This is a genomic window from Rhodococcus ruitaii, assembly GCF_055230935.1.
This window is the reverse complement of record NZ_JBUYWC010000004.1, coordinates 207,721-233,928: the sequence shown is the minus strand read 5'-3', so window position 1 is coordinate 233,928 and position 26,208 is coordinate 207,721. Positions and strand designations below refer to the sequence as shown.

Genomic DNA, 26,208 nt, shown 5'->3' with positions numbered 1-26,208 from the left:
GGAATACCCGGAGCACGCACCCTCGGGATCTGCGCCGGGTTCGAGACCAGCCTTTGGAGTACGAATGAAGGTCACACTGGATACGGATCTCTGCGAAGCACACGGCTTGTGCGAAGCGAGCGCACCCGAGTTGTTCCAGCTCGGCGACGAGGACATCGTGACGATCCTCGATGACAACCCCGCACCAGAACTTCAGGACGCTGTGCGCAGGGCGGCGGGGAGTTGCCCACGGATCGCCATCCAGATCACGGAGGACTGAGGCCGAATCCCTGTCGACCTCGGTGCCTCGCGCGGTGCTCACATCCTGATGTGCCGGATGCCGACTGCCGCTCGCCGCAACTGATAGCGGACGGACGGCAGTCGGTTGTGGGTGAGATCCAGGCCCGCGCGCGTCGCGATGTCTTCTACGACCTCGTCGATCGCGCGGCCGTCGGTGTCGACCTGTTCAGCGAATTGTTCCGTGGCAAGCGCAGTGACGCAACGCGGGATCTGCTGCATCGCCCAGGTCTCCTCCCGTCCGACGGCACGACCCAGCCAGTAACCGGTGCGGGCCTGTAGTCGGCGGCGGAGGGTCTCGGGTGATGCGACGAGGGAGAAATGCCGGACGTCGACCCTCTCGACAGCCAGGCCCGCCATGATCTCGTCGAAATAGTCCGGTTCGACCAACGTCATGGGCACGATGACCGGACCGTCGTGGGCAGCGACCGCGTCGGCGAGCGTTGCGATGACAGCCGATCGCCACTGGGGGCGGTCCTGGAAATCGCCTCGCGCAGACGCGGGAAGCATTTTGTGGACCGCGAATCCGATGAGTTCGGGATCAGCGATGTGCGAATTCGGGGCGCGTCGATTCAGTTCGAACGCGGTCTGCGTCTTTCCTGCACCGAACGCCCCGTTGATCCAGATGAGCATTTCGCCGAGCATAGTGGCGCGCTGGCCGCGCCGTTGCTTCTGGAATCACGTGTGAACTTTCCTCCGGTACCACGGGTTCCCGTTGCCTCACGACCCACGGAAACCCGCACAAGCGGAGGAAAGTTCAGCCGCGCGCCATGTCCACGAATCGCGACAGATGCAGCTGGTGCGCGACCGTGATGGTCGCGGTGGGGCCGTTACGGTGCTTACCCACGATCAAGTCGGCCTCGCCGCCACGCGGGTCGTCGCGTTCGAAGGCGTCGGGGCGGTGCAGCAGGATCACCATGTCGGCGTCCTGCTCGAGGCTGTTGTGCACCGAAACGCCGTCTGCCACGAAATTGTGTGTACCCGGGACGGTTCCGTCGAAGACGTCCTGCTCACCCACGCTGGTGATGGAGACGATCTCGTCCCAGTACACGTTGTTCGTGGCGACCATCTCTATATCGGCTTCGTCGAGCACACCGGCCACCTTGCCCAGGTTGGAGCGTGGCGCCGCTGCGCCGACGAGCTCGCTCGGCGTGAACCGCTCGACCGCGAGGAGGCGTCCGAGCGACGCCTCGAGTTCGGGGGTCACACCGTCGGCGCCGCGCCGCGTGAGCGTGGGCCCGAGCTGCGTCAGCACCCACTGCGCCGCCGTGCCGTGGGCACCGACGTCGTGCAGGAACACCGCCTGCCCGTCCGGGTCGGTCACGCGCAGGTCGTAACCCGATGCGGTTTCGGTGATCTGCGCGAACACACCGATCCGCAGCAACAGGACGGCCAGATCGTCGACGAAGCGCCGGTCGGCCGTCGAGTACCGGATCATCGCCTGTTGCGCGTCCATGTCCCAGGCGAGGAGGCCGCTGTCTTCCCACACGTGGCAGAGCAGCGCAGCGACCTGATCCTTAGGAAATGCGAACGCGCGCGACGGCACGGCGGCATCTGCGACGGCCCTGAGGGCGAGTTCGATCAGCTCATCGTCGGTCGAGGTGACCATGCCGACCGGTGCAGGCAGGGCACGCGGCACCGCGACACGGCCGCCGACCATCAACTCGCCCAGGGGCATCCAACCGTCGACGGTGAGGAACGGATGGTTCGCCGTCGCGTCCACCTGGCGCCCGGATGCGAGTCGCAGCCGGAACACTTCCTTACGCCCGCTGGGGAAGACCTTCGTCATCGGTCGCGCGACCATCCGCATCCGCTCGTCCAGCGACCACACGAGCGGCTGCTCACCGGTCTCGAGCAGCTCGGCCAGTGTGACCTCCGCGCCGGAATCCGCACGCAGGATCCGGGTGGACGCAGGCAGGCACCCCGACTCACGGAGATCGGCCACCTGCGGCTTCTTGTCGGTTCGCTGCTCGGGACCACGGTTGAGCTGACAGACCGCGATGACGGGAACTTCGAGTTCCTTCGCGAGAAGCTTGAGGCTTCGCGAGAACTCGGAGACTTCCTGCTGACGCGACTCGACCTTCTTACCGGATGTCATGAGCTGCAGGTAGTCGATGACGATGAGCCGAATATCGTGTTTCTGCTTGAGGCGCCGCGCTTTTGCGCGAATCTCCATCATTGTCAGGTTGGATGAGTCGTCGATGTACAGCGGTGCTTCGCTGATCTCGCTCATGCGACGCGCGAGCCGGGTCCAATCGTCGTCGGTCATGCGACCGGACCGCATGTCGCCGAGCTTGATCTTCGCTTCCGCAGAGAGCAGTCGCATGACGATCTCGGTGCGTCCCATCTCCAGGGAGAAGATGACAGAGCCCATGCCGTGCTTGATCGAGCACGAACGCATGAAGTCCATGCTGAGCGTCGAGTTGTGGGTGGGTACCATCGCGCGACCCGCAAGGTACATGTGTTCGCCGTCGACCTCGACGCAACGCACCGGCACCGACGCCACCGGCCGCACGGCAACGACGTGTCGCTCGGCCGGTACCGGTACTCGGCGTTCTTTGTGCAGCAGGGCCTTGCTGGGAAGGACGAAGACGTCGTCGTCGGTCTCGAACGCGACCTCGCCCCCGTCGACGGTGAAGGTGTGCCCCAGACCGGCGATCAGCTCGGCGACGTCGCCGACGAGGCGTGCGCAGTCCGAAGCGAATCGGATGGTGCCGTCGCTGTCGATGGTGCCGCCGGCGTCGAGGAGCCCGGCCAGTAGATCGCGGCGCTGCTCCTGCGATGCGCGCAGATACGCAGCAGGGATGTGCGCACCGAACGCGATCAGTGCCTCGGTGCACCCACCCTCGCCCTCGACACGCATGTGGACGTGCGGATCGGCGGACGGGCCGCCCAGCCAGGCACCGAGGGTGAACGGCGGAACGGGCAAGTCGGCGGCGGGCGTCCGAAGGGGAGCGGTGTTGACGACGACGGTGCTGGCGACAGCGTGGTCGTCGTCGAGGGTGGCGGCGAGTTCGGCTGTGGTGCGGACGGCGCCGTCGGAGGTGCGCCACTGGTGCTGTGCATCGGCGACGAGGACCGTGCCGTCGGAGAACACCACGTCGAAGCACGGGCGGCCGTGCATGACCTCGGTGGCTGCGGCCACGCGGGTCGGAGCACCGTCGGCGTCGAGCAGGTCGTCGCCTACCGCAACCTCCCCCATGGTGGTCCACCCACTCGGGGTGGGCAGGGGAGTGTCGAGCGCGAGTGCCTTACCGACACCGGGACGCGCGGCGATGATGATCATCTGCCCGGCGTGCAGACCGTTCGTGAGCTCGTCGAGTTCGGCGAACCCGGTGGGGACACCGACGGAGATACCGCCGCGGCTGGCGATGGAGTCGATCTCGTCCATCGTGGGTTGCAGGAGTTCTTCGAGAGGGACGAAATCCTCGCTGGTGCGGCGTTCGGAAACGTCGAAGATTTCGGCCTGGGCACGGTCGACGACCTCCGCGACGTCCTGCCCCTCGGAGCCCGCATACCCGTATTGGACGATGCGTGTGCCCGCCTCGACCAGGCGGCGCAAGATGGCCTTCTCGGAGACGATCTCGGCGTAGTAGCCGGCGTTCGCGGCGGTGGGGACCGTCTGCGTGAGCGTGACCAGGTAGGCGGGGCCACCGATGCGCTTGAGTTCGCCTTTGCGGTCGAGTTCGGCCGACACGGTGACGGGGTCGGCGGGCTCACCGCGGCTGTAGAGATCGAGGATCGAATCGTAGACGAACTGGTGCGCGGGCTTGTAGAAATCACCCGGGTGCAGCACCTCGAGGACGTCTGCGATGGCGTCCTTGCTCAGCAGCATGCCGCCGAGTACGGACTGCTCCGCGACATAGTCGTGGGGAGGCTGGCGCCCGAAATCGGTTTCGGGCTCGTCGGGCGGTCCCGGATATTCGGAATGGCCTCGATCGTCCACAACTGCCAACGCGATACCGCCCTTCCGAATCCCGAACCGACTCCGGTCATGCCTGGCCGACGAACTTTCCGTACACGGCGCCGACGCTACGGCCCAGATCCACAATCCACGTTCTACCCGCCCCCACCGACACCTACCGGTCCGTCCGGGCACATCGTGTGGGGAGAGTCGTGTGCACGACGTTAGGGACGAAGAGGCCGCTCACCAAATCGGGTTGTGCACACATCTGTGGATGAACTGTGGAAACACGTGGACACCGTTGTGCACCTTCTGTGGACAACCTGGGGAGAACGCATGTCACACTGCGCATTTGTCCAGTTCAGAGCGCAAAAACTGCTGTTCACAACTGTGGAGCAAAAGAATTTCGGCGTGTCGTGGTCACATCGGCAGTCGGGCGTGTCAGTCGTTTCGTTCCAGAAACGACATGGTGTGGATCACACATTCTTCGAATCCCACAGGATTCATCCACAGGTTGTGCACAGACGCCGAGGAGCCCCGCGCGATGTGCGCGGGGCCCCTCGAAACCCAGATCAGGCAGCGACGACGTTCAGCGTGAACTTCACGGTGACATCCGGGTGCAGCTTCACCACGACCTCGTGCTTGCCGGTCGCCTTGATGTGCGCCTTGGGCAGCACGACAATGCGCTTGTCGACAACCGGGCCACCGGCAGCCTTGAGCGCGCCGGCAACGTCGGCAGCGGTGACCGAGCCGAACAGCTTGCCCGAGTCAGCGGCGGTCTTGACTGCCAGCGAGACGCTGTCGAGGCCCTCGATGGCGGCCTTGAGCTCCTGCGCGTGCTCGAGGCCGCGGACTGCACGGGCCTCCTGTGCACGGCGGATGCCCGCAACCTGCTTCTCGGCACCACGGGTGGCGACGATTGCCAGACCGCGGGGCAGCAGGTAGTTGCGGCCGTAACCGTCCTTGACCTCAACGGTGTCGCCAGGCGCACCGAGGTTGTCCACGTCGGCGGTGAGGATGAGCTTCATCGTGTTCCCCTTTCCTTAGCGAGTCGTCGAGACGTAAGGAAGCAGAGCCACCTCACGGGAGTTCTTCACAGCAACAGCGATATCGCGCTGGTGCTGCACGCAGTTGCCGGTGACGCGGCGAGCGCGGATCTTGCCGCGATCGCTGACGTACTTACGCAGCAGCGTCGTGTCCTTGTAGTTGATCTGCACATTCTTTTCCTTGCAGAAGGCGCAGACCTTCTTCTTCAAAACCTTCTCGCGCGCAGGCGACTTAGGCATGGTCTTTCTCCGTACTTAGATGTTCCGATCGAAGGTCGGATCAGAACGGGGGCTCGTCGTCCGCGCCGCCACCGAAGGAACCACCCTGCGGAGCGTTGCTCCACGGGTCGTCCCCGCCGACAGCGGCGTTGGAACTGGGGCGCCCACCGCCCGATCCGCCGGAGGAACCGCCGAAGCCGCCGCCACCGCCACCGCCGCGACCGGCCTTGGTGACCTTGGCCGTGGCGTAGCGGAGCGCAGGGCCGATCTCATCGACCTCGAGCTCCACGACAGTGCGCTTCTCGCCTTCACGCGTTTCGTAGCTGCGCTGCTTGAGCCGACCCTGCACGATCACGCGGGTTCCTCGAGTCAAGCTCTCGGCCACGTTCTCGGCTGCCTCACGCCAGATGTTGCAGCGCAAGAACAGAGCCTCGCCGTCTTTCCATTCATTGGTCTGACGGTCGAACATCCGGGGCGTGGACGCGACGGTGAAGTTCGCGACCGCAGCACCCGACGGGGTGAAACGCAGTTCTGGATCGGCGGTCAGATTGCCGACCACGGTGATGACGGTGTCGCCTGCCATGTGGTTCCTCCTGCAGTGTGTGGAGTCCTGATGCGCCAGAGCCTACGGCCAAGCGCCGACAGGCTCACTTCCCGAGGCGCAGAACCTTGGTGCGAAGCACCGACTCGTTCAGGCCGAGCTGGCGATCCAGCTCCGCAACCGCAGCGGGCGTCGCGCTGATGTCGACGACCGCGTAGATGCCTTCGGCATTCTTGGCGATCTCGTACGCGAGACGACGCTTACCCCACACGTCGACCTTGTCGACCTTGCCGCCTTCTTGGCGGATCACGTTGAGGAACGTCTCCAGCGAGGGAGCGACTGTGCGCTCGTCCAGGCTGGGGTCCAGGATGATCATCAATTCGTAACGACGCATAAGACCTCATCACCTCCCATGGACTGTGAACGGTCACGGACGATCCGTGACAGGAGGGTCGTTGCGTCAGCAACCCAAGAAGGGTACATGACCACCGCTTGACCAGCGAAATTGACCTAGGGTGAAGAACATGCGCACGAGCCGATCCCTTCCCACGCTCGTCGCGGTCGTCTCCTGTGCGCTGATGTTGTTGCTCGGCTACCTCAACAAGGCCCGCTGCGCAGGCCCGCCGTTCGATCTGTTCGGCCGCTCGATGCAGTTCGACGAGGTCAAGGACGCCACCGTCTGCTATTCCGACATCCAGCAGCTCTGGCTCGGACGGGGGATCAACCTCCACCAGTTCCCGTTCGTGGACGGCGGAATCACCTCGGCCGGCGCCCTCACAGGCGGCACCGTCGAGTACCCCGTGCTCGGCGGCGTCCTCATGTGGGTGGGGGCATTGTTCGCGAAGACCGACGCCGATTTCCTGCTGCACTCCGCGCTGCTACTCGCACCGTTCGGGTTGCTCACCGCGTGGATTCTCGGACGGCTCGCAGGATGGCATGCTCTCTGGTGGTCGGCCACGCCGCCGCTCGTGATGTATGCGTTCTTGAACTGGGACCTTCCGGTGGTCGCGGTCACCGTGCTGGCCGCCGCGGTCATGGGCGTCCGACGCTGGTCGCCCCGTACCCGCGGGGTGATCGCCGCAGTACTTCTCGCCGTCGGGTTCTGCCTCAAGCTCTATCCGGGGCTCTTCCTGCTGCCCCTCATCGCCTACGTCTTCACCGGCGGTGCAGCCGACAACGAAGACACAACACCCCCCGGGCGCCGCGACCTTCGCGGTGCGCTGACCGTGGCCGGGACAGCTGTCGTAACCGTCGTCGCGGTAAATCTTCCGTTTGCGATCCTCGGCTTCGAAGGGTGGCGCGCGTCGTTCACGTTCCAGCAGAACCGAGAGGCGGACGCCACCAGCAACTCGATCTGGTACTGGGGGCTGCGTCCGCTGATGGGTAACTATCAGGGACACGACGTCACCTCCGAATACAACGACGCGGTCGCACTCGCGTCGCCGCTGTTGATGCTCGCGGCGTTCGCCTTCGCGATGTGGCTCGGGTGGCGCCGCTACCTCCGCGACGGCGTCTACCCGTGGCTCCCCGTGGCCGCAGCAATGCTGTGCGGTTTCCTGTTGCTCCACAAGGTGCATTCCCCGCAGTACACGCTGTGGCTACTGCCTCTGTTCGTGCTGCTGCGCATCCCGTGGCAACTCGTCGCGGCGTACCTCCTCGTCGATCTGTCGATGGGGATCGGGATCTTCCTCTGGTTCGATGCGACCGCCGGCAACAACGACCCGGCGATGCCGCTCACCCTCGTCCACATCGGAGTGTGGGGGCGCGCACTATTGTTGATCGTGTTGTTCTTCGTCTTCCTCAACTCGTCCGAGCGCACTCGGCCGAAGAAGACCGGGGGGCACGCCATACAACGCACACGGCCCGAGGAGCGCACCGGAGTATGAATTCGTATCAGCAGTTCCCGCACTCCGGCCCGGGCGAGTATCCGCCCGGAGGTGCCTACGGCACCCCCTTCCATCCTTACGGCCGCCCACCGGAGAACAACCTCGTCTGGGGAATCGTCGCAAGCGTGGTGTTCTGCATGCCGATCGGGATCGTGTCGCTGGTCAAGGCGTCGCGGGTCAACAATCTGTGGGCTCAGGGACGATTCGACGAAGCGCACCGGGCCGCACGCTCAGCGAAGACCTGGGCGATCTGGTCGGCGGTGATCTGGATTCTCGGGCTGATCGCACTCGTCGTGGGCTATTTCGCGTTCTGGGCCGCGGTTGTGGCCACGACGCGCTGAAGACTTCGACGCGCTGAAGACTTCATGGAACGCACCCTCGCGCGCCTGAGAGCACCGGCCGCAGTCGCGGCAGGTGCGGTGTGCGCGTGCGCATTCGTCGCGTGGGCCGACCCGACCACCCCGGGCGGGGTCATCCCGCCGTGCCCCACCTACACGGTCTTCGGCATCCTCTGCCCCGGCTGCGGGGCATCGAGGATGCTGTACTCACTTGTGCACCTTGACTTTCCAGCGGCATTCCACTTCAACGCACTCGGCGTCATCGTGACGGCGGGGTTGCTCGCCGTGTTCGGAGTGTGGACGATGAGCCGCGTACGGGGCACACCGATGCCCCGGTGGGATCGCTATCGGTGGGCCCCGCACATCGCGCTCGTCGTGGTCTCGGTGTGGTTCGTAGTGCGCAACATTCCGGTTGCGCCGTTCACCGCACTGCGCATCTGACTCCGATCTCGGAGGGCAGGGCAGTGGACCTGATACCCCCATCAGATACCTGCCGCCGAATATCGTGTGTTCGGATGATATTCGTCAGATACGGTCCGAATCTCCCTGTCGTAGAGGAACTCCCGAAGACGGACCGAACACCGAATTCGATGAACAGGCGGCGCGAGATTCAGGCGGCGCGGAACGATCTCAACGCTGCATGCTGCTCGGCTCGTACGCGCCGCGGGCTGATGCCCAATGCGATCGCCGTCAGCTCGAGATCCAGGCCGACGATCATGCGCAGAATGAGGATCTCCCGCTGCATCCGGAGCCCGGCATCGCCCGCCGGCCGAGCGAAGCGGGAGTCTGCGGCGCCGACAGCGGTCGCGTAGGCAAGGCGCGCAAACGGCTGCTGGGCCCCCACAGCCGACGACACCTCGGCGAGGATCGCGTGGCACACCTCGAGGGCAAGTCGATCGGCCTCGGTGAAGGAGACGCCGGTATCGCGGGCGCGCGCCCGACAATAGGCGGAGGTCTGGGGATACAGCTGACGCAAGAGGGCAGGCATCGCAGCGGTGTCGCCTGCTGCAACCGACCAGGCGAGCTCACACATCGTGAAGTGCCCGAGTACTCCGCCGCTGCGCACAGTGGTCATGCTCCCCTCCTCCACGACAAGCCTAGAACGACGGCGGCGGCTCCGCCGTCCTCCGATCGATCGAAACCGAATCGAAAGAAACCCGTCGGGACACCTTCCCTGACAGCACCGCCGCAGCAGCTCCAGGCGGCACCGCCGCAGCACGCTGGTGCGCCGGTTTCAACCATCGTGGTAGCCAACTCGGGTACGTATCGGGTGCCTGGTCCAGGACACCACCCACCGGGTCGTCGATGAATCCGTACCGGACAGGATCCTCGACCGGACGTCGGATCTGCCACAGCACCACCGCACACAAGGCCAAGACCGCGATGTCCCGGATGATCACCGTCGCGGTGAACCACTGCTCCGGCACGCCCTTGTTCTCGGGGCCGAGGTAATAGAACATGCGCGGAACCCACACGAGCGCATCCACCGCCATCCAGGCGAGCAACGCCCTGCGGTGCGGTATCGCGAGCACCGCGAGCGGGATCAGCCACAGTGAATACTGTGGACTCCACACCTTGTTGGTGAACAGGAAAGCCGCCACGACCAGAAAACACAGCTGGGCCAGTCGTGGGCGCCTAGGTGCGGTCAGCGCAAGCCAGCCGATCCCGGCACATGCCGCCGCGAACAACACCAGCGACACCATGTTCAGGGTCGACGGTGACCAGTCGGGCCATCCGACGAACGACCGCAGCGCGTTGTAGATCGAATCGGGATCGGCGCCACGATCGGAGTTCAAGCGGAAGAACTCGTACCATCCCTGCGGATACAGCAGCATGATCGGCAGGTTCACCGCGAGCCACGCACCCACCGCCGCACCGAGGGTCCGGAAGAATGCGCGCATCTTCCCGGTGCGAAGGCACAACACCAGCAGTGGTCCGAGCAGCAGCAGTGGATACAGTTTCGTCGCGGCACCGATCCCCAGCAGCACACCCGCGAGCACCGGGCGACGACGGGCCCACGCGAGCAGACCACCCGCAGCGAACGCCGTGGCCAGGGCGTCGAAATTCGTGAACGCATGGACCATCACGAGCGGGGAGGCAGCGACAAGCGCGGCATCCCACACGCGCCGCCCCGCAGACATGGCGGTGGCCCACACCGTCGCGAGCCACGCGAAGGCGAGCCCCAACGCGACGACATTGAAGTAGATCGCGACCTGGAGCCCCCCGGGCAACCACGACACCGAATCCCATGCCTTCGCGACACGCATCGAAACGTACTGGTAGAGCCCCGAAACGACGGGATACTCCATGTACCGGGTCTGCGTCTGCCCGTCCGCGCCCGGTTCCTCCCACGACGTCGCGTACGGGAACGCGCCCTCGTTGAGACGCTCCGCACCGTAGAGCGGAACGATGTCGGAATAGCACATCGCCACGTACTGGCGGTTGTTGCTCCAGTCCAACCCGAGTTCACCGTCGGGACCGATCGGCGCCTGCTGGATGCACGCGGCCTTCCCGAACCAGCCCAGGGCCAAGAACACCACCGCGAGCAGCAGCATCGCCCGCAGCGGCGTGAAGAACCGGGTGCGGCCCAGCAGGGCGTGCCGCCCGACCGGGCCTCCGACGAGTGCGGAAAGGCGCGACACCATCGGGTCGGTTCGGCCCGGTGTGTCGCGCCAGTCCACGGAACGACGATCGTCGGCGAGAGGCTCCGGAGAGACGTGTCCCCTGTGCGCGGCCTCCTCGTTGACGGTCACGCCGAGACGCTACCCCGCGGGCTGGAGCTGGTCGGACCTCGGGCCGTTCGCCGTGTCCGGGGCCTGATTGAACTGGGGAACCCGGTTCGTGGTGGTCGGAGCCGACGGCACGGTGGGAACACTGCCACCCGCACCGTCACTGCCGGTTTCTTCGTCCGAGGTCGAATCGCCGTTCAGCTGCCCAGGCGACGGAGTCGTGGCGGCCGGCGCCTGCGCCACCCCCGGAATCGGGATCGTCACGCCCGGGAAGATCTCCACGTTCTCCGTCGTGATGTCCGGGATCTCCGGCAACGTCGGAATCGTGCGCGACGTCGACGGGTTGTCGCTGGTCGGCGGTGCCGTCGACTTCGCCGACCAGGTCGGTACGCCGGACTCACCGGCAATCGCGCCCGGCTTGGGGAACGATTCGACCTCGGTGCCCTGGAGAGCGCCGTCCATCGTGTCCTTCCAGATGTCCGACGGCAGACCGGAACCGTAGATACTGCCGCCCCAGCTGTTCGTGATCGGCAGCCCCTGCTCGGTACCGACCCACACCGCGGTGGCCAGCGACGGGGTGTACCCGACCATCCATGCGTCCTTGTTCGATCCGGTGTCGCCGAGCTGGGCGGTTCCGGTCTTCGCGGCGGACGGACGACCACCGGCGAGCGCGTGCCCGTTCGAGTAGGCAGCGATCGGCATCATGGCGGCCGTGGTGTTGTCGGCCACGGCGTCGTCGATCACCTGCTCGCCGCTCGGTGCACCGCGGTCGAGGAGCACCTCACCGTCGGAGGTGACGACCTTCTCCACGAAGTGCGGGTCGTAGTGCATGCCCGACGCGGCGAGCGTGGCATAGGCCGACGCCATGTCGAGCACCCGCGACTGGTACTGGCCGAGGACGATGCCGTAGTTCGGTCCCACACCGCCGGGCTCGGTGAGGGTCTCGCCGATTCCCGGCAGTTCCTTAGCGACACCGAGCGTGTGTGCCATGTCGGCGATGGCCTGCGGGCCGTCGTCCATGTCGAGCATCATCCGGTAGAAGCTCGTGTTCAAGGATCGCTTGAGCGCCTCGGCGATCGTGCACTCACCACACTGCTCACCTTCGACGTTGCCGATGTCGATGCCGTTGATGGTGAGCGGCCCGCTTTCGTAGGTCGTCGACAGCGGATTGCCCTGGTCGAGGTTGGCGGCCAGACCGAACACCTTGAACGATGAGCCCGTCTGGAGCCCTGCCTGCGCGAAGTCGTATCCGACGCCGCTGTCGCCGCCGTAGTACGCACGCACCGCACCGCTGCGCGGGTCGACGGACACCACGGCGGTACGCAGGTTCTCGTTCTCGCCCTCGAGGTTCGACTGCGCGGCATCGACCGCGGCGGCCTGCGCCGTGGTGTCGATCGTCGTGGTGATCTCGAGACCCGCGGTGTTGAGAAGGTTCTCGTCGATGCCTTCGGCGGAGAGCTCTGCCAGCACCTGGTTCTTGATCAGACCCTCGGGACCCATCGTCTGGTCGCCGGAGTTGAGTTCGGCCAGGGGCTGGTATGCGGGGTACTGCATCGCCGCGCGATCCGCTGCATTGAGAGTGCCCGCCGACACCATGCCGTCGAGCACGTAGTTCCAGCGGGCCTCCGCGCCCTCGGGGTTCTGTTCCGGATCGAGTAGGGACGGCAGCTGGATCGACGCCGCGAGTACGGCGCCTTCCTCGACGGTGAGATCGGTGACCGGCTTCCCGAAGTAGGCGTTTGCGGCCGCCGAGATACCGTAGGCGCCGCGACCGAAGTAGATCGTGTTGAGATACGCGGCGAGGATGTCGTCCTTCGACCACTGGTTCGCCATCTTGGTCGAGAGAACGAGTTCCTTGGCCTTACGGGTCAGCGACCGTTCGGATCCGACCAGCGCGACCTTGACGTACTGCTGCGTGATCGTCGAACCACCGCCCGCGCTGTCGCGACCCAGGACGTTGTCGCGTGCTGCTCGCGCGAAGCCTGTGATCGAGAAGCCTGGATTGGTGTAGAACTCGCGGTCCTCGGCTGCGAGCACGGCGTTCCGGACGTCCTCGGGGATCTGCTGCAGATCCACCTCGGTGCGATTGCCCTCGGGCGGGATGATCTTGGTGATGACCGTGGACCCGTCGGAGTTGTAGACGGTGGCCGCCTGGTTGGTGACGAGCTCACCGGGCCGCGGCACGTCCTGCGCGACATACGCGAGCATGAACGCGAGAACGGGAACGAGAATGCCCGCCGCAACCACCACGTAGCCCACGCGGCGAATCGTGCGCCACGGGAACCTCCGCTTCCCGCCACCACCACCGGCTCCACCAGGCCCGCCCGTAGGAGGCACCGTGGGCGGTCCGCCGGCGGGAGGGCCGCCGGCCGGACGAGCCGCAGCGGCAGCGGGCCGCGGCGGGGGCTGCCTGACCGCCGCCTGCTCCTGACTGTTCGGGGCACCGGACTGCATCCGACGGGTGGGATCGGCGCCCGGTGCACGGCGGTCGATGGGGCCGTCGGGGCCGCCCGGTGCACGATCGGTGGGTGCACCGGGGAACATCTGCGGCGGACGCTGCTGCTGAGGCCCTGGCGGCGGCAGGCGGCGACCCTGCTGAGGCGGCGGCCCGCCCCGGCCCGGCGGTGGGCCCTGCTGAGGTCCTCGCTGTTGGGGGCCGGGCGGGCGGGCTCCCGGGTGTTGCGGAGGGAACCCACCACGTCCGGGTGGCTGCGGCGCAGCTCCCTGGGGAGGACGTGGCGGCCGTGCGCCCGGACCCGGAGGTTGCCCCGACCCCGGCTGACGCGGCGGAGGCGGCAGCGGACGCCCCGCAGCGGGTGCTCCATCCGGTGTCGGCCGCTGCGGCGGGGTGCCGGCAGAGCCGTTCGGCTGGGGCGGAACCGCCCGGTTGTCCTCGGGTTCGTTGTCGGTGGAACTCACGTACGTATCTCCAAATGTCGGCACGACGCGTTACGCCGCATCCTCGATTCCGTCCTCGGACAGGTGGTCGACGACCCGGTCGTCCGGTCTTGTGCAGCTGTGTACACCGTCGGGCACGTCGAAGTCACGTCGTCCGGCCGTCCGTTCACTCGCTCGCGGTGCGTCGTGCACCCGACGATCGACGACGGGGCCGTTTCGGCGCGGGTTGCGCACCGAGAACATACGACTGCACCAGGTGGTTCCAGCTGCAGGTTCGGCACACCTCGACCACATGGACGGTGAATTCCTCCTGGCTGGATGCCAAGCGGATCAACTCTTCGGGGGTACGCGCGGAACCGGACACCGGCCCGAGCTTGTCGCCGAAGACCCACGAAACGATGGTCAGCTGCTCCCTGCGGCAGATGGGGCAGACGACGTCGCTGCCCCTGCCGTGGAATTTTGCGGCTCGCAGCAGGTAAGGGCTCGCATCGCAGACCTCGGCCACGCCGCGTCGCCCCGAGTAGACCTCCGCGAGCAGCGACCGTCGCTGCAACGCATAGTCCACCACCTGCCGCTGAGTCTGCACGGGCTCCAGAGTACGTGCGGCCCCAATGCAAGTGGGCGCGGAGTGGGCTCGATCCGGAACACAGCACACCCATTCGGGACGAACTACGCTTCTGCCGTGGCCCGCCGACAATCGCCGCCGACCCGTGTCCGCGACAGCGACCGTGCACACGCACGCGCGCATCTCGACGCTGCATGCGCCGAAGGTCGGCTCACCGATGACGAGTGGCGCGACCTCGTCGCACGTGCAGAAACCGCGAGAACGCTGCCGGAACTCGCAAATCTCGTGCGTGACCTGCGGCCACCCGCCGACGCCTGACGAACGGCCCAGCCCTTCCGTGCACACCTATCGGCACACGCGTATGGTCCTATATATCGGTGCGATATAGTTGTTCATCGCATCAGTCGGTTAGGTTCGATCAGACGTAGGAGGTGGCCCACCTTGCTCGAGCTGGCAATTCTCGGGCTGCTTCTCGAATCGCCTATGCACGGCTACGAGCTTCGCAAGCGATTGACCGGGCTTCTCGGTGCTTTCCGCGCCTTCTCGTACGGGTCGCTGTATCCGACATTGCGGCGGATGCAGGCCGACGGCCTCATCGCCGAGGAGAATGCCGGCGTCCCCGGGCCGGTGAAACGACGCGCGCGGCGCGTGTACCAGCTCACCCCGGCAGGACGGGAACGGTTCACCGAACTGGTGGCCGACACCGGCCCACAGAACTACACCGATGACGGATTCGGCGTTCACCTCGCCTTCTTCAGCCGGACTCCCGCAGAAGCGCGGATGCGGATTCTGGAGGGCAGGCGACGCCAGGTCGAGGAACGCCGAGAAGGCCTCCGCGACGCCATCGGGCGGGCGAGCGGCACCTTGGATCGCTACACCCGTCAGCTACACCAACTCGGCCTCGAGTCCAGCGAACGCGAAGTCCGCTGGCTCAACGAACTCATCGCCGCCGAGCAGTCGTCAGCAGCAAGCAGAAAAAAAGGAGAACCCGACCATGGGTGAGAACAGCACCACGGGAGCGCGGCACGACCAGCGACCCGACACCGCTGTGCGCGTGGCCATTGTGGGCGTGGGTAACTGTGCCTCGTCTCTGGTTCAGGGCGTCGAGTACTACAAGGACGCCGATGCCACCACGACCGTCCCCGGTCTGATGCACGTCGAGTTCGGTCGATACCACGTGCGCGACGTCCGGTTCGTCGCCGCATTCGACGTCGACGCCAAGAAGGTCGGGTTCGATCTCTCCGAAGCGATCAACGCCAGCGAGAACAACACCATCAAGATCACGGACGTGCCGCCCACCGGTGTCACCGTCCAGCGCGGCCACACCCTCGACGGCATCGGCAAGTACTACTCCGAGACCATCGAACTGTCCGACGCCGAACCCGTCGATGTCGTCCAGGCCCTGAAGGACGCCGAGGTCGACGTTCTCGTGTCGTACCTGCCCGTCGGGTCCGACGAGGCCGACAAGTTCTACGCCCAGTGCTGCATCGACGCCGGTGTGGCGTTCGTCAACGCACTCCCGGTGTTCATCGCCTCCGACCCGGAGTGGGCCAAGAAGTTCACCGATGCCGGTGTGCCGATCGTCGGCGACGACATCAAGTCGCAGGTCGGCGCCACCATCACCCACCGCGTGATGGCGAAGCTGTTCGAGGATCGCGGTGTCGTGCTCGACCGCACCTACCAGCTCAACGTGGGCGGCAACATGGACTTCAAGAACATGCTCGAGCGCGAGCGTCTCGAGTCCAAGAAGGTCTCCAAGACCCAAGCCGTCACCTCCAACCTCGAGGGCCCCCTGTCGGGCAAGGTCCACGATCGCAACGTCCACATCGGCCCGTCCGACTACGTCGAGTGGCTCGACGATCGCAAGTGGGCGTACGTCCGCCTCGAGGGCCGCGCCTTCGGCGACGCCCCGCTGAACCTCGAGTACAAGCTCGAAGTATGGGATTCACCGAACTCCGCGGGCATCATCATCGACGCCATCCGCGCCGCGAAGATCGCCAAGGACCGCGGCCTCGGTGGCCCGATCCTCCCGGCGTCCGCTTACCTGATGAAGTCCCCGCCGGTCCAGATGGCCGACGACAAGGCCCGCAGCGAACTGGAAGCCTTCATCATCGGCGCCGAGTAACTCGGGTACCCGAACACACTGTGGCGGGGGGGGGGGGTTGAAAAAACCCCCCCCCCCCCCACCCCCCCCCCCCCCCCCCCCCCCCACCCCCCACCCCCCCCCCCCCCCCCCCCCGCCACAGTCGGCTGCAGCCACCGACTGCAGCTACGCCATGCGCCGGACCACCCACAGCGGCAACACCTTCATCGCGTACGCGATCGGAATCCACGGCCATCCCGGTACGTATGCCTTGGCCGGTTCCTTCTCGATCGCCGATACCAGGGCGCGACACCCTGTTTCGGTATCGACGAGGAACGGGGCCTTCTTCACTTTCTCGTTGATCTCCGACCGTATGTAGCCGGGGAAGATGGTACTGACATCGATCCCGGTGCCCACCAGATCCGATCGCATTCCCTCGCCGAGCGCCGCAACAGCGGCCTTCGACGCACCGTAGGTCGTCATGTTGCGCGGCATTCCGCGCAGTGCGCTCATCGACGAGATCAAGACGAGGTGCCCTGCGTTGCGTGGCCGCATGAGCTCGAGCGCCGCCTCGCTCTGGGCAAGCGCACCGACGAAGTTCGTCTGCGCGGTCTGCACATTCGCGTGGAAGTAGCCCGTGCCCAGGGGCTGCCCCTTACCGAGCCCGGCATTGACGATCACTCGGTCGAGACCGCCGAGTTCTTCGTCGAACTCACGGAAGACGGTGAAGACGTCGTCGTGCCGGTCGACGTCCAGGGACCGCACCGCGACCGTGATGTGCGGGTGCTCGGCGAGCAGTTCCGAGCGCAGTGCGTCGAGGCGATCGACCCTGCGCGCAGCAAGAGCGAGATTATGTCCGCGCGCAGCAAATTCGCGCGCCATGCCGGCTCCGAGACCGGAACTCGCTCCGGTGATGAGAATAGTGTGTCGCTGTGGCCGACTCATCGGCTCTCCTTGTCGAATCGGTCGATGAGCGCGTTGCACCGGGAATCGAGGTAGCCGACGACCACCCAGAAGTCCTTGAACGCGGGGTTGGTGGTGTGTCCGTGGTGGTAGCGATAGTAGATCTGCTGGGCAATCGCGGCGAGCCGGAACAGGCCGAACACCTCGTAGAAACCCCAGTTGTGCACCGGAAGTCCCGTTCTCTCCGAGTAGTACTCGACGATCTCGCGGCGGGTGAGCATGCCGGGTAGATCCGACGGCTGCCGTTTGGTGGCGAGCATCATCGGGTCGTCGTCGGCCTGCACCCAGTACGCGAGCGAGGATCCGAGGTCCATCAGCGGATCGCCGATCGTCGCAAGTTCCCAATCGAGCACCGCGACCGGTCGGAGCGGGTCGTTCTCGTCGAGGACGACGTTGTCGAGCCGGAAATCTCCGTGCACGACCGCCGACGAGACATCGGCCGGCCGGGTCTCGTCGAGCCAGCGGGCAACTCGCGCGAAATCGGGGACGTTGTCGGTGCGGGCATTCTCGTAACGCGCCGTCCAGCCCGCGACCTGTCGCGCGACGTATCCGGTCCCGCGGCTGAATTCGTTCAGCCCCGCGCTCTCGGGGTCGACGCTGTGGAGTTCGACGAGCAGGTCGACGATCCGCAGGCACAGTGTGCGGGTCTGTTCCGGAGTCAGGTCCGGTGCGGTCGACGGGTCGGCCCGCAGGATCGCACCGGGCACGCGTTCCATGACGTAGAAATCGCTGCCGAGCACACTGTGATCGGTGCACAGGCCGACCATCGCCGGCACGTGCGGGTAGGCCGGTGCGAGCAACGATTGGATGCGGTACTCACGCACCATGTCGTGTCCGGACGACGGTTTCGTCCCGGAGGGTGGGCGGCGCAAGACGAGATCGCGCTCCGGGTAGCGGAGTAGGTAGGTCAGATTGGATGCGCCACCGACGAATTGACGTACCTCTGGAACCCCTTCCGCACCAGCATGTTCGACGAGCCACGCCGCAACGGCCTCGACGTCGAACGTGTCCTCGTCGCGCACCACCCGCGCGTTGTCGGGAAGTTCGGTCACTCCTGTGCCCCCATGAAGCTGTGCAACCGATCGAGGTAGTCGCGGCTGCGTTCGGACTGCCCGAAATCCATGAGTGCCCCATCCATCAATTGAGCAATGCTCAGTTAGGCTATCGGGGTGAGTACCTCCAGACAAGCCCCCGGCGTCCGGCGTCGGTTGCCGCCCGAGGAGCGTCGACGCCAGCTCGTCGCGGTGGGTCTCCAAGAGTTGTCGACCAGACCGATCCATGCACTGTCGATCGACCGTGTCGCCGAGATCGCCGGCATCTCACGGGGCCTGCTCTTCCGGTACTTCCCCACGAAGCAGGACTTCTACGTCGCGGTCGTCGGCGCCGCGTCTCGCCGCATGCTGCGCGCGGCCGCACCGAATCCGGACGACCCCGACCCGCTTCACTCCGGCCTGAACGCGTTCGTCTCGTTCGTCGATCGTCACCGCGACAATTATCAGGCGTTCTTCCACGGCGGGTTCGGTACCGACCCCCAGATCCGCGAGATCCACGACCAGGTCAAGAACACGATGGTCGAGCGCATCCTCGCCGCGACGGAAGCGACACCGGATCCGCTCACCGTCATGAGACTGCGCGCCTGGTGGTCGATGGTCGAATCACTTGCGGTGGACCGCACCGATGCCCCCGCGACATCGGTGGACGATATCGTCGACTACAGCATCACCGTGCTGCGGACCGTCGTGCTCGACGAGCCCGCAGCACGCGTCGTCACATTCCCGGAATCTGGATCGTGACGCCGGGGAACACCTCGATCTCCGGCGGCAACTGAACCTGCGGCGGGATGTCGACCGGCGGCGCCGGGATCGTGATCGGCGGCAGATCACTCAAGTCGGGAAGCTCGAACCCCGGTGGCGGGCGACCCGTCGACGGGGTGCTGATACCGGCATCGGAAGGCACACCGGCCTGCCCGCCGATCGGGGCCGGCCACGGGAAACTCTCCACGTCGGTGCCCTGGAGCGCGGTGTCCATCGTGTCCTTCCAGATGTCGGAAGGCAGGCTCGAGCCGTAGATGGAGCCACCCCAGAGGTTGGTGATCGGGCCGGCATCCGCGGTGCCGATCCAGACCGCCGTCGACAGCGACGGGGTGTACCCGACCATCCACGCGTCTTTGTTCATACCGGTGTTGCCGAGCTGGGTGGTCCCGGTCTTCGCTGCCGAGGGCCTGCCGCCGGCGAGCGCGTGACCCCGCGAGTACGCGGCAACCGGCAGCAGTGCCTGGCTGACATTGTCGGCGACCGCGGGGTCGATGCGCTCCTCGCCGGGAGACGCCGCCCGGTCCAGAAGTACCTCACCGTCGGACGTCGTGACTTTCTGCACGAAATACGGCTGGCGGAAGGTGCCCGACGCCGCCAGGGTGGCATACGCCGACGCCATGTCGATCACTCGCGACTGGTACTGGCCGAGCACGATGCCCCCCTCGGGAACCCCGTTGGCCTCGGTGAGCGAGGTGCCCTCGACACCTGGGATCTCCATCGGGATACCGGCGTCGTGCGCCGCATCGGCGATCTTCTGCGGACCGTTCTCCATCGACATCATGAGCCGGTAGAAGCTCGTATTCAGCGAGCGTTTGGTCGCCTCCGCGATCGTGCACCTACCGCAGGATTCGCCTTCGACGTTGTTGATCTCGAGATTGCCGATGGTCAGCGGAGTGCTGTCGTAACGTGCACCGAGGCCGATACCTTCGCGCAGGGCTGCGACGAGGCCGAACACCTTGAACGACGAACCGGTCTGGAGCGGCGCCTGCGCGTAGTCGTAACCCGCACCTTCCTCGCCGCCGTAGTACGCCCGAACGGCGCCCGACTGCGGGTCGACGGACACCACGGCCGTCCGCAGGTCCTCGGGTTCGCCCTCGAGGTTGCCCCGCGCCGCATCGACCGCAGCCTGTTGGGCGACGGGGTCGATGGTGGTGACGATACGCAGGCCCTCGGTATTGAGCACCTGCTCGCTGATGCCGGATGCGGAAAGCTCACGCAGCACCTGAGACCGGATCAGCCCTTCGGGGCCGGGCGCCTCGTTGGCCCGCGCCGCCTGATCCGACGGGACGGTTTCCGGGAACACGGCTTCCCCACGGTCCGTGGGACCGAGCACGCCCATCTCGACCATGCCGTCGAGCACGTAGTTCCAGCGCGCCTCGATCGCGGGGCGATTGAATTCGGGATCGAGCGACGACGGCGTCTGGATGACGCCGGCGAGGACCGCCCCCTCGGAGACCGTCAGGTCGCCGACCGGCTTGCCGAAATACGCCTGCGACGCCGCGGCTACGCCGTAGGCGCCCCGACCGAAGTAGATGGTGTTCAGATACGCCTCGAGGATCTCGTCCTTCGACCATTCGCGTGCCATCTTCGAGGAGATGACGAGTTCCTTCATCTTGCGGGTGAGGGTGCGGTCGGACCCGACGAGCACGTTCTTGACGTACTGCTGGGTAATCGTGGAGCCGCCGCCGGCGGAGTCCTTGCCCATCACGTTGTCGCGAGCCGCGCGAACGAATCCGGAGATCGAGAAACCGGGATTGCTGTAGAAGTTGCGATCTTCGGCAGAGAGCACCGCATTGCGGACGTGCTCGGGCACCTCGTCGATGCCGACCTCCACGCGATTACCCTCCGGCGGCACCACCCGGCTGATCTCGGTGGTGTCGTCCGCAGCGTAGATGCGGGCGATCTGGTTGGTCGTCATGTCGGACGGGCGCGGAACTTCTGCCGAGACGTACGCGCCGGCGAACACTCCGATGGGCGCGAGAATCAGCAGTGCAACCACCACGAGTGCGACATATCGGACGGTTCGCCACCGCCGCGACTTCGAATCAGCGGAAGAACGCCCGCGGTCGGACGTCGACGGATTCGAGGAACTCACACGTACCACTTTCTCCGGGATGGGACTCGGCAGATTCTTCCATCCTGCCGACCCCAGGGTACGAAGTCACGCGCAGAAGTGACGTACGCAGCACTGCAGAATGGGTGCGCAGCACTAGGACGAGTCTGTACGACGCCACGCACGGTATGTGAACCACCACGCGAGCGCGAAGCCTGCCAGCACCAGTGACGGCACGATACCCGGCTCGGGCGACAGCATTTCCGCGACCGCCCCCACTACCGCCATCACGGCGAAAACCGTGATCACGCCGAGCAGCATCTCGAGTCGCTGCCGGCGCGGGAGACGCTTCACGACTTCACACCACCGGCCGTCAGGCCCGAGATGATCCGACGCTGGAAGATCAGCACCATGACGACCAGCGGCACCATCACGAGCGTGCCACCCGCCATGATCGACGCGTACGGCGTCACATACGGGTCGGTGCCCGTGAACCGTGCCATCGCCACCGTCACCGGTGCCGTCCGTTCACTCGAGAGCTGCGACATGAGCAGGTACTCGTTGACCGTCGCGATGAACGCGAGAATCGCGGTGGTGAACAGCGCAGGGGCCGCGAGCGGCAGCATGATCAGCCGGAACGCCTGCCCGCGGGTTGCGCCGTCCATACGCGCCGCCTCCTCGAGTTCCCACGGCAACTCGGAGAAGAACGAGGTGAGCGTGTACACCGTCAGCGGAAGCACAAACGAGATGTTCGGGATGATCAGCGCCTGGTAACTGCCGATCCAGCCGATATCGGTGAACAATTGGAACAGCGGCGTCACGAGAGCGACGACGGGGAACATCGAGGCACCGAGAATGATGCCGGTGACGAAGTACTTGCCCCGGAACTCGAAACGCGACAGCGCGTAGGCGGTGAATACACCGATGAGCAGCGCGATCAACGTGGTGGCCCCGGCGATGATGACGCTGTTGATCAACGCTCGGGAGAAGTTGACCTTGGCGTCGGGGTCCAAGGCATCGGCGAAGTTCTGCAGCGTGGGATTCGTCGGCCACAGGCTCGTGCTGAACGTGTCGGCGGGGTCGCGCAGCGCCGTGACGATCATCCAGTAACACGGCGCAAGACCCCATACAACGATGAGGGCAACCCCGAGATAGGTGCCGATTGTGCCCATCCGGACCCTGCCCGCGCGCTTCGGCCGGGGCAGTGGTGCCTTGCCGGCAGCCGTCTCGGTGGCGGTGGTCGTACCGGTCACGCCAGGTCTCCCTTCCGCTGCTTCTCCTGGGTACTGACCGCATTGGCGCCGAGAAACCGCACCAGGATGAAGGCGACCGCGAAGATGATGAGGAATGTGATCGTCGACAGCGCGGACGCCGAGTTGGCGCCCTGACGCATCTGGTCGACGACGAGCACGGAGATCGTCGACGTCGCAGGGTTGGAGCCCATCATGATCGCCGGCAGGTCGTACATGCGCAGTGCGTCCATGGTGCGGAACAGGATGGCTACCATGAGCGCGGGCTTGACCAGCGGCAACGTGATCTGGGTGAAGCGCTGCCAGGCGTTCGCACCGTCGACCTTCGCCGCCTCGTACACATCGGACGGAATCATCTGCAGACCCGCGAGGATGAGCAGCGCCATGAACGGCGCGGTCTTCCACACATCGGCGACGATGATCGCGAAGCGTGCGGGCCACGGGTCTGCGGTCCACAGGATGTCGGTGCCGAGCATCTTGTTGGCGATGCCGTCGTTGGCGAAGATGAAGAACCACAGCTTGGCGGTCACCGCGGTGGGGATGGCCCACGGCACGAGAACCGATGCGCGCAGCAGTCCACGACCTCGGAACGACTTGGCCATCACGAGCGCCATCGCGAAACCGATCACGGTCTCGATCGACACCGTGACGACTGTGAAGAAGAAGGTGTTGAAGATCGACTGCCAGAACTGAGACCCGAGAGTTCCCGGTGGGCAGGGGATGGAACCGGTGGCAGTACCGCAGGTCTGGGTGATCCAGCGGGTGTAGTTCTCGATGCCGACGAACCCGCCCGTGACGAATCGGCCCGTGTCGGGATCGAGCGTCTTCGCGTCGCCGTGCAGCGACATCCACACCGCTCTGCCGAGCGGGTACAGGATGATCACCGCGAGGACGATCATCGACGGCGCGATGAACATCCACACCGGCACCTTCCGCCGGGTCTTGGCCGGCGGCGCGGTCATGGGCGGCGGCGCGGGCGCACGGTGCCGTCCTGCCACACGTCCGCGGTCGGGACCATCGGTCCCGACCGCGTTGTCGTGTGGCGGATCCGCGGGTGTACCAACCTGCGGTTCTGCCATCTACCGCTCCTAGTGGATCAGTTGCCGGCAGTTTCGATGCCGGCCTGGGTGTCGTCCAGAGCCTGCTGGACGGGCTTCTCGCCCCGGATCGCAGCGTAGGCGTTGTCGGAGATCGCCTTCGACACGGCCGAGTAGTACGGCGACGACGGACGCGGCGCCGCGCTCTCGAGGGCTTCCTTCAGGGTCGAGAAGTACGGGTACTGCTCGAGGATCGCCGGATCGTCGTAGACCTCGGCGAGGACCGGTGCGCCACCGACCTCGGCGTAGTACTCCTGCGACTGACGGGTCTGCATGAATTCGAGGAAGTCGCGTGCTGTCGCCGGAGCGTCCGTGAACGCGCTGATACCGACGTTGTAGCCGCCGAGCGTCGACACACCCGGACCGTCGACGCCCGGGAGCACCGCGATCCCGTAGTTGCCGGCGACCGACGACTCTTCGCCGTCGGTGTAGAAGCCTGGCCAGGTGCGCATGAACAGGGCTTCGCCGTTACCGAAGGCGGTCTGCGACTCGGCCTCGGTGTAGGTCTGCGCAGCGGCCGGGATCGTGCCGTCCTCGAAGGAATCGACGATGAACTGCAGGCCCTCAGCGGTCTGCTCGTCGATCGCCGGGGTGAGACCGTCTTCGGCGACGAAGCTGCCGCCGAAGCCGTTGATGATCTCCGTGACGTTGACCGTCAGTCCCTCGTAGTTGCTGAACTGGCCGATGTAGCAGGCAATACCTGCTTCCTCGGCCTTCGGGCATTCGGCCTTCAGCTCGTCCCACGTGGCGGGCGCCTGATCGACCAGGTCGGTGCGGTAGTACAGGAACGCGCCGTTGGTGTTCTTCGGCGCGGCGTACAGGGTGCCGTTGTAGGTACCCGATTCGACGGTCGCGGGCAGCAGACCGGCGGTGTCGATCGCGTTGTCGCCCTCGAGGGGCAGCAGCCACCCGTTGGCGGCGAACTCGGCAGTGTTGGTGACGTCGACGGCGACGAGATCGTATTCGTCGCTCTGCGCCTGCATTCGCTGCGCGATGTCGGCGTACTGGTCGTTGGCCTCGCGCGCGAGCGGCTTGAAGGTGACCTGCTCGTCGGGGTTCTCGGCATTCCAGTCGGCGATGATGTTCTCGAGCGCAGCGTTCAAGGGGTCCTGCCCCTCGACGATGGTGATGGGGCCGCGACCCTCGCTGGATGCGGCGCCCGTGTCGGTCGAGGCGTCGTCGCTGCCGCCGTCGTCGGAGCCGCACGCCGTCAGGACCAGCAGCGCCGCCGAGGAGGCGGCGACGACGGCTCTGCGCATCGCCTTCTTCTTCGAAACCATGAACATCTCCCGTGTGAGTTCGGAAAATCAACTCGCCGGTAACCGTTCGGTCACCGACACCGGCCACTACTGTGGCACGGGCCACCCGGAAAAGTCGGCATTCCACCCATCCTTGATCGGTTCTGTGTCGGGAGCCGCAGCACCCGAACACCTCCGATCAGCCGATGCGCAGGCCGTCGGACATCTTGAACACGTGGACCTGGTTGGGGTCGAACCGCAGGTGGAGACGGTCGCCCTTCTGTGGCGGGGTCCGCCAGTCGCTCCGCGCCACGATCTCCTGCCGAATCCCACCGATCGTGGCGTTCCCGTACACGTACGCGTCCGAACCGAGTTCCTCCACCACATCCACGTCGACGGCGAGCCCGTCCTCGGCGATCTCGAGATGCTCGGGCCGGATACCGAGCGTCACCTCCGACTCACTGACCTGTCCGAGGATGTCGCGGGGCACCTGGACGTGGACATCGCCCACCATGACCCCGCGATCGACGACGGGGAGAGTGAACAGGTTCATCGCGGGTGACCCCATGAATCCGGCGACGAACACGTTGGCCGGCCGGTTGTAGAGCACGCGCGGCGACGCACACTGCTGCAGGATGCCCTTGTCGAGCACCGCGACGCGATCACCCATGGTCATGGCTTCGACCTGGTCGTGGGTGACGTACACCGTGGTGGTGTTGAGGCGCCGCTGCAGCTGCGCGATCTGCGTGCGGGTCTGGACGCGCAGTTTCGCGTCGAGGTTGGACAGCGGTTCGTCCATCAGGAACACCTGCGGTTCGCGCACGATCGCACGGCCCATCGCGACGCGCTGTCGCTGACCACCGGAAAGAGCCTTGGGCTTGCGGTCGAGATACTGCTCGAGGTCGAGCATCTTCGCGACGTCGGTGACCCGCTCCCGAATCTGAGATTTCGGGGTCTTCGCGAGCTTGAGCGCGAATCCCATGTTCTCGGCCACCGACATGTGCGGGTACAGCGCGTAGTTCTGGAACACCATCGCGATGTCACGTTCCTTGGGATCCTGCGCGGTGACGTCGTTGTCTCCGATGAGGATGCGGCCGCTGTGGACCTGTTCGAGTCCGGCGAGCATCCGCAACGACGTCGACTTGCCGCAGCCCGATGGCCCGACCAAGACGAGAAACTCGCCGTCCTCGATCTCGAGATCCAGTGCGTCGACCGCGGGTGTACTCGAACCGGGGAACAGACACGTCGTCTTGTCGAAGGTCACCGAGGCCATCGCAGATCCTTTCCGAAGCGGACACGCTCGTGCGC

General features: G+C 65.8%; 26 protein-coding genes. 8 read left to right on the top strand and 18 right to left on the bottom strand.

From position 1 onward, the window contains the following. The first annotated feature begins 64 nt into the window (after positions 1-64). Positions 65-259: a ferredoxin gene (locus tag ACZI8W_RS06885; RefSeq protein WP_463367744.1), complete on the top strand. Its 195-nt coding sequence runs from the start codon at positions 65-67 to the stop codon at positions 257-259. A 38-nt stretch (positions 260-297) separates the two neighbouring features. On the opposite strand, the gene ACZI8W_RS06880 is transcribed toward ACZI8W_RS06885, so the two are convergent. The 6 genes from ACZI8W_RS06880 to rpsF form a co-directional block, all read right to left on the bottom strand. Further along, positions 298-909 carry an AAA family ATPase gene (locus ACZI8W_RS06880; RefSeq protein WP_463367743.1) on the bottom strand — a complete coding sequence of 204 codons (612 nt, stop codon included), beginning with the start codon at positions 907-909 and terminating at the stop codon, positions 298-300. A gap of 124 nt (positions 910-1,033) precedes the next feature. Beyond that, complete coding sequence (gene dnaB, locus ACZI8W_RS06875; protein ID WP_463367742.1) at positions 1,034-4,231, bottom strand: replicative DNA helicase; 3,198 nt, start codon at positions 4,229-4,231, stop codon at positions 1,034-1,036. Between the two features lie 521 nt (positions 4,232-4,752). Beyond that, positions 4,753-5,208 carry a 50S ribosomal protein L9 gene (gene rplI, locus ACZI8W_RS06870; RefSeq protein WP_463367741.1) on the bottom strand — a complete coding sequence of 152 codons (456 nt, stop codon included), beginning with the start codon at positions 5,206-5,208 and terminating at the stop codon, positions 4,753-4,755. Positions 5,209-5,223: 15 nt separating this feature from the next. After that, positions 5,224-5,466 (bottom strand): 30S ribosomal protein S18, encoded by a 243-nt coding sequence (rpsR, locus tag ACZI8W_RS06865; protein WP_054806388.1) that lies wholly within the window; start codon positions 5,464-5,466, stop codon positions 5,224-5,226. A gap of 40 nt (positions 5,467-5,506) precedes the next feature. Then, positions 5,507-6,028: a single-stranded DNA-binding protein gene (locus ACZI8W_RS06860; protein WP_463367740.1), complete on the bottom strand. Its 522-nt coding sequence runs from the start codon at positions 6,026-6,028 to the stop codon at positions 5,507-5,509. 64 nt (positions 6,029-6,092) lie between these two features. After that, on the bottom strand, positions 6,093-6,380 hold the full coding sequence (gene rpsF / locus ACZI8W_RS06855; RefSeq protein WP_463367739.1) for a 30S ribosomal protein S6: 288 nt from the start codon (positions 6,378-6,380) through the stop codon (positions 6,093-6,095). Between the two features lie 130 nt (positions 6,381-6,510). Here rpsF and ACZI8W_RS06850 point away from each other — a divergent pair, with 130 nt between their 5' ends. The 3 genes from ACZI8W_RS06850 to ACZI8W_RS06840 are packed head-to-tail and all read left to right on the top strand — an operon-like array spanning position 6,511 to position 8,651. Continuing rightward, the gene (locus ACZI8W_RS06850) at positions 6,511-7,872 is read left to right on the top strand and encodes a glycosyltransferase 87 family protein (protein WP_463367738.1); all 1,362 of its coding nucleotides are present in this window, start codon (positions 6,511-6,513) and stop codon (positions 7,870-7,872) included. Then, complete coding sequence (locus ACZI8W_RS06845) at positions 7,869-8,213, top strand: CD225/dispanin family protein (RefSeq protein WP_463367737.1); 345 nt, start codon at positions 7,869-7,871, stop codon at positions 8,211-8,213. Before ACZI8W_RS06850 ends, ACZI8W_RS06845 begins: the two co-directional genes overlap by 4 nt. Positions 8,214-8,237: 24 nt before the next feature. Next, on the top strand, positions 8,238-8,651 hold the full coding sequence (locus ACZI8W_RS06840) for a DUF2752 domain-containing protein (protein WP_463367736.1): 414 nt from the start codon (positions 8,238-8,240) through the stop codon (positions 8,649-8,651). Between the two features lie 169 nt (positions 8,652-8,820). Here ACZI8W_RS06840 and ACZI8W_RS06835 read toward each other — a convergent pair whose 3' ends face one another. The 4 genes from ACZI8W_RS06835 to ACZI8W_RS06820 all read right to left on the bottom strand — a co-directional run bounded on the left by ACZI8W_RS06835 (position 8,821) and on the right by ACZI8W_RS06820 (position 14,423). After that, positions 8,821-9,285 (bottom strand): RNA polymerase subunit sigma-24, encoded by a 465-nt coding sequence (locus tag ACZI8W_RS06835; protein ID WP_463367735.1) that lies wholly within the window; start codon positions 9,283-9,285, stop codon positions 8,821-8,823. A 22-nt stretch (positions 9,286-9,307) separates the two neighbouring features. Beyond that, on the bottom strand, positions 9,308-10,963 hold the full coding sequence (locus ACZI8W_RS06830; protein ID WP_463367734.1) for a glycosyltransferase family 87 protein: 1,656 nt from the start codon (positions 10,961-10,963) through the stop codon (positions 9,308-9,310). Between the two features lie 9 nt (positions 10,964-10,972). Next, positions 10,973-13,483 (bottom strand): transglycosylase domain-containing protein, encoded by a 2,511-nt coding sequence (locus tag ACZI8W_RS06825; RefSeq protein WP_463367733.1) that lies wholly within the window; start codon positions 13,481-13,483, stop codon positions 10,973-10,975. Positions 13,484-14,003: 520 nt separating this feature from the next. Beyond that, positions 14,004-14,423 carry a DUF5318 domain-containing protein gene (locus ACZI8W_RS06820; protein WP_463367732.1) on the bottom strand — a complete coding sequence of 140 codons (420 nt, stop codon included), beginning with the start codon at positions 14,421-14,423 and terminating at the stop codon, positions 14,004-14,006. Positions 14,424-14,519: 96 nt separating this feature from the next. On the opposite strand from ACZI8W_RS06820, the gene ACZI8W_RS06815 reads away from it, so the two are divergent. The 3 genes from ACZI8W_RS06815 (at position 14,520) to ACZI8W_RS06805 (ending at position 16,527) form a co-directional block, all read left to right on the top strand. Then, positions 14,520-14,720 (top strand): DUF1707 SHOCT-like domain-containing protein, encoded by a 201-nt coding sequence (locus ACZI8W_RS06815; RefSeq protein ID WP_463367731.1) that lies wholly within the window; start codon positions 14,520-14,522, stop codon positions 14,718-14,720. Between the two features lie 123 nt (positions 14,721-14,843). Further along, a complete protein-coding gene (locus tag ACZI8W_RS06810) occupies positions 14,844-15,404 on the top strand; it encodes a PadR family transcriptional regulator (protein ID WP_463367730.1) in 561 nt (186 codons plus the stop codon). Then, positions 15,397-16,527: an inositol-3-phosphate synthase gene (locus tag ACZI8W_RS06805; RefSeq protein ID WP_463367729.1), complete on the top strand. Its 1,131-nt coding sequence runs from the start codon at positions 15,397-15,399 to the stop codon at positions 16,525-16,527. The genes ACZI8W_RS06810 and ACZI8W_RS06805 overlap by 8 nt, the downstream gene beginning before the upstream one ends. Positions 16,528-16,671: 144 nt before the next feature. Here the strand turns inward: ACZI8W_RS06805 and ACZI8W_RS06800 are convergent, their stop codons facing one another. Further along, on the bottom strand, positions 16,672-17,430 hold the full coding sequence (locus ACZI8W_RS06800) for an SDR family oxidoreductase (protein ID WP_463367728.1): 759 nt from the start codon (positions 17,428-17,430) through the stop codon (positions 16,672-16,674). After that, positions 17,427-18,500, bottom strand: coding sequence for a phosphotransferase family protein (locus ACZI8W_RS06795; protein WP_463367727.1), 1,074 nt, complete (start codon positions 18,498-18,500; stop codon positions 17,427-17,429). The genes ACZI8W_RS06800 and ACZI8W_RS06795 overlap by 4 nt, the downstream gene beginning before the upstream one ends. A gap of 117 nt (positions 18,501-18,617) precedes the next feature. Here ACZI8W_RS06795 and ACZI8W_RS06790 point away from each other — a divergent pair, with 117 nt between their 5' ends. After that, a complete protein-coding gene (locus tag ACZI8W_RS06790; RefSeq protein ID WP_463367726.1) occupies positions 18,618-19,241 on the top strand; it encodes a TetR/AcrR family transcriptional regulator in 624 nt (207 codons plus the stop codon). Here ACZI8W_RS06790 and ACZI8W_RS06785 read toward each other — a convergent pair. The 6 genes from ACZI8W_RS06785 to ACZI8W_RS06760 all read right to left on the bottom strand — a co-directional run bounded on the left by ACZI8W_RS06785 (position 19,216) and on the right by ACZI8W_RS06760 (position 26,173). Beyond that, on the bottom strand, positions 19,216-21,357 hold the full coding sequence (locus tag ACZI8W_RS06785; RefSeq protein WP_463367725.1) for a transglycosylase domain-containing protein: 2,142 nt from the start codon (positions 21,355-21,357) through the stop codon (positions 19,216-19,218). The two genes, ACZI8W_RS06790 and ACZI8W_RS06785, sit on opposite strands and share 26 nt — an antisense overlap. Before the next feature lie 114 nt (positions 21,358-21,471). Beyond that, positions 21,472-21,669, bottom strand: coding sequence for a hypothetical protein (locus ACZI8W_RS06780; protein WP_463367724.1), 198 nt, complete (start codon positions 21,667-21,669; stop codon positions 21,472-21,474). Then, complete coding sequence (locus ACZI8W_RS06775; RefSeq protein WP_463367937.1) at positions 21,666-22,487, bottom strand: carbohydrate ABC transporter permease; 822 nt, start codon at positions 22,485-22,487, stop codon at positions 21,666-21,668. Before ACZI8W_RS06775 ends, ACZI8W_RS06780 begins: the two co-directional genes overlap by 4 nt. A 77-nt stretch (positions 22,488-22,564) precedes the next feature. After that, positions 22,565-23,644, bottom strand: coding sequence for a carbohydrate ABC transporter permease (locus ACZI8W_RS06770; RefSeq protein WP_463367723.1), 1,080 nt, complete (start codon positions 23,642-23,644; stop codon positions 22,565-22,567). A gap of 17 nt (positions 23,645-23,661) precedes the next feature. Next, positions 23,662-24,942 carry an ABC transporter substrate-binding protein gene (locus tag ACZI8W_RS06765; RefSeq protein ID WP_463367722.1) on the bottom strand — a complete coding sequence of 427 codons (1,281 nt, stop codon included), beginning with the start codon at positions 24,940-24,942 and terminating at the stop codon, positions 23,662-23,664. A gap of 157 nt (positions 24,943-25,099) precedes the next feature. Beyond that, positions 25,100-26,173, bottom strand: a complete 1,074-nt coding sequence (locus ACZI8W_RS06760; protein WP_463367721.1) for an ABC transporter ATP-binding protein — start codon at positions 26,171-26,173, stop codon at positions 25,100-25,102. Positions 26,174-26,208: the final 35 nt, after the last annotated feature.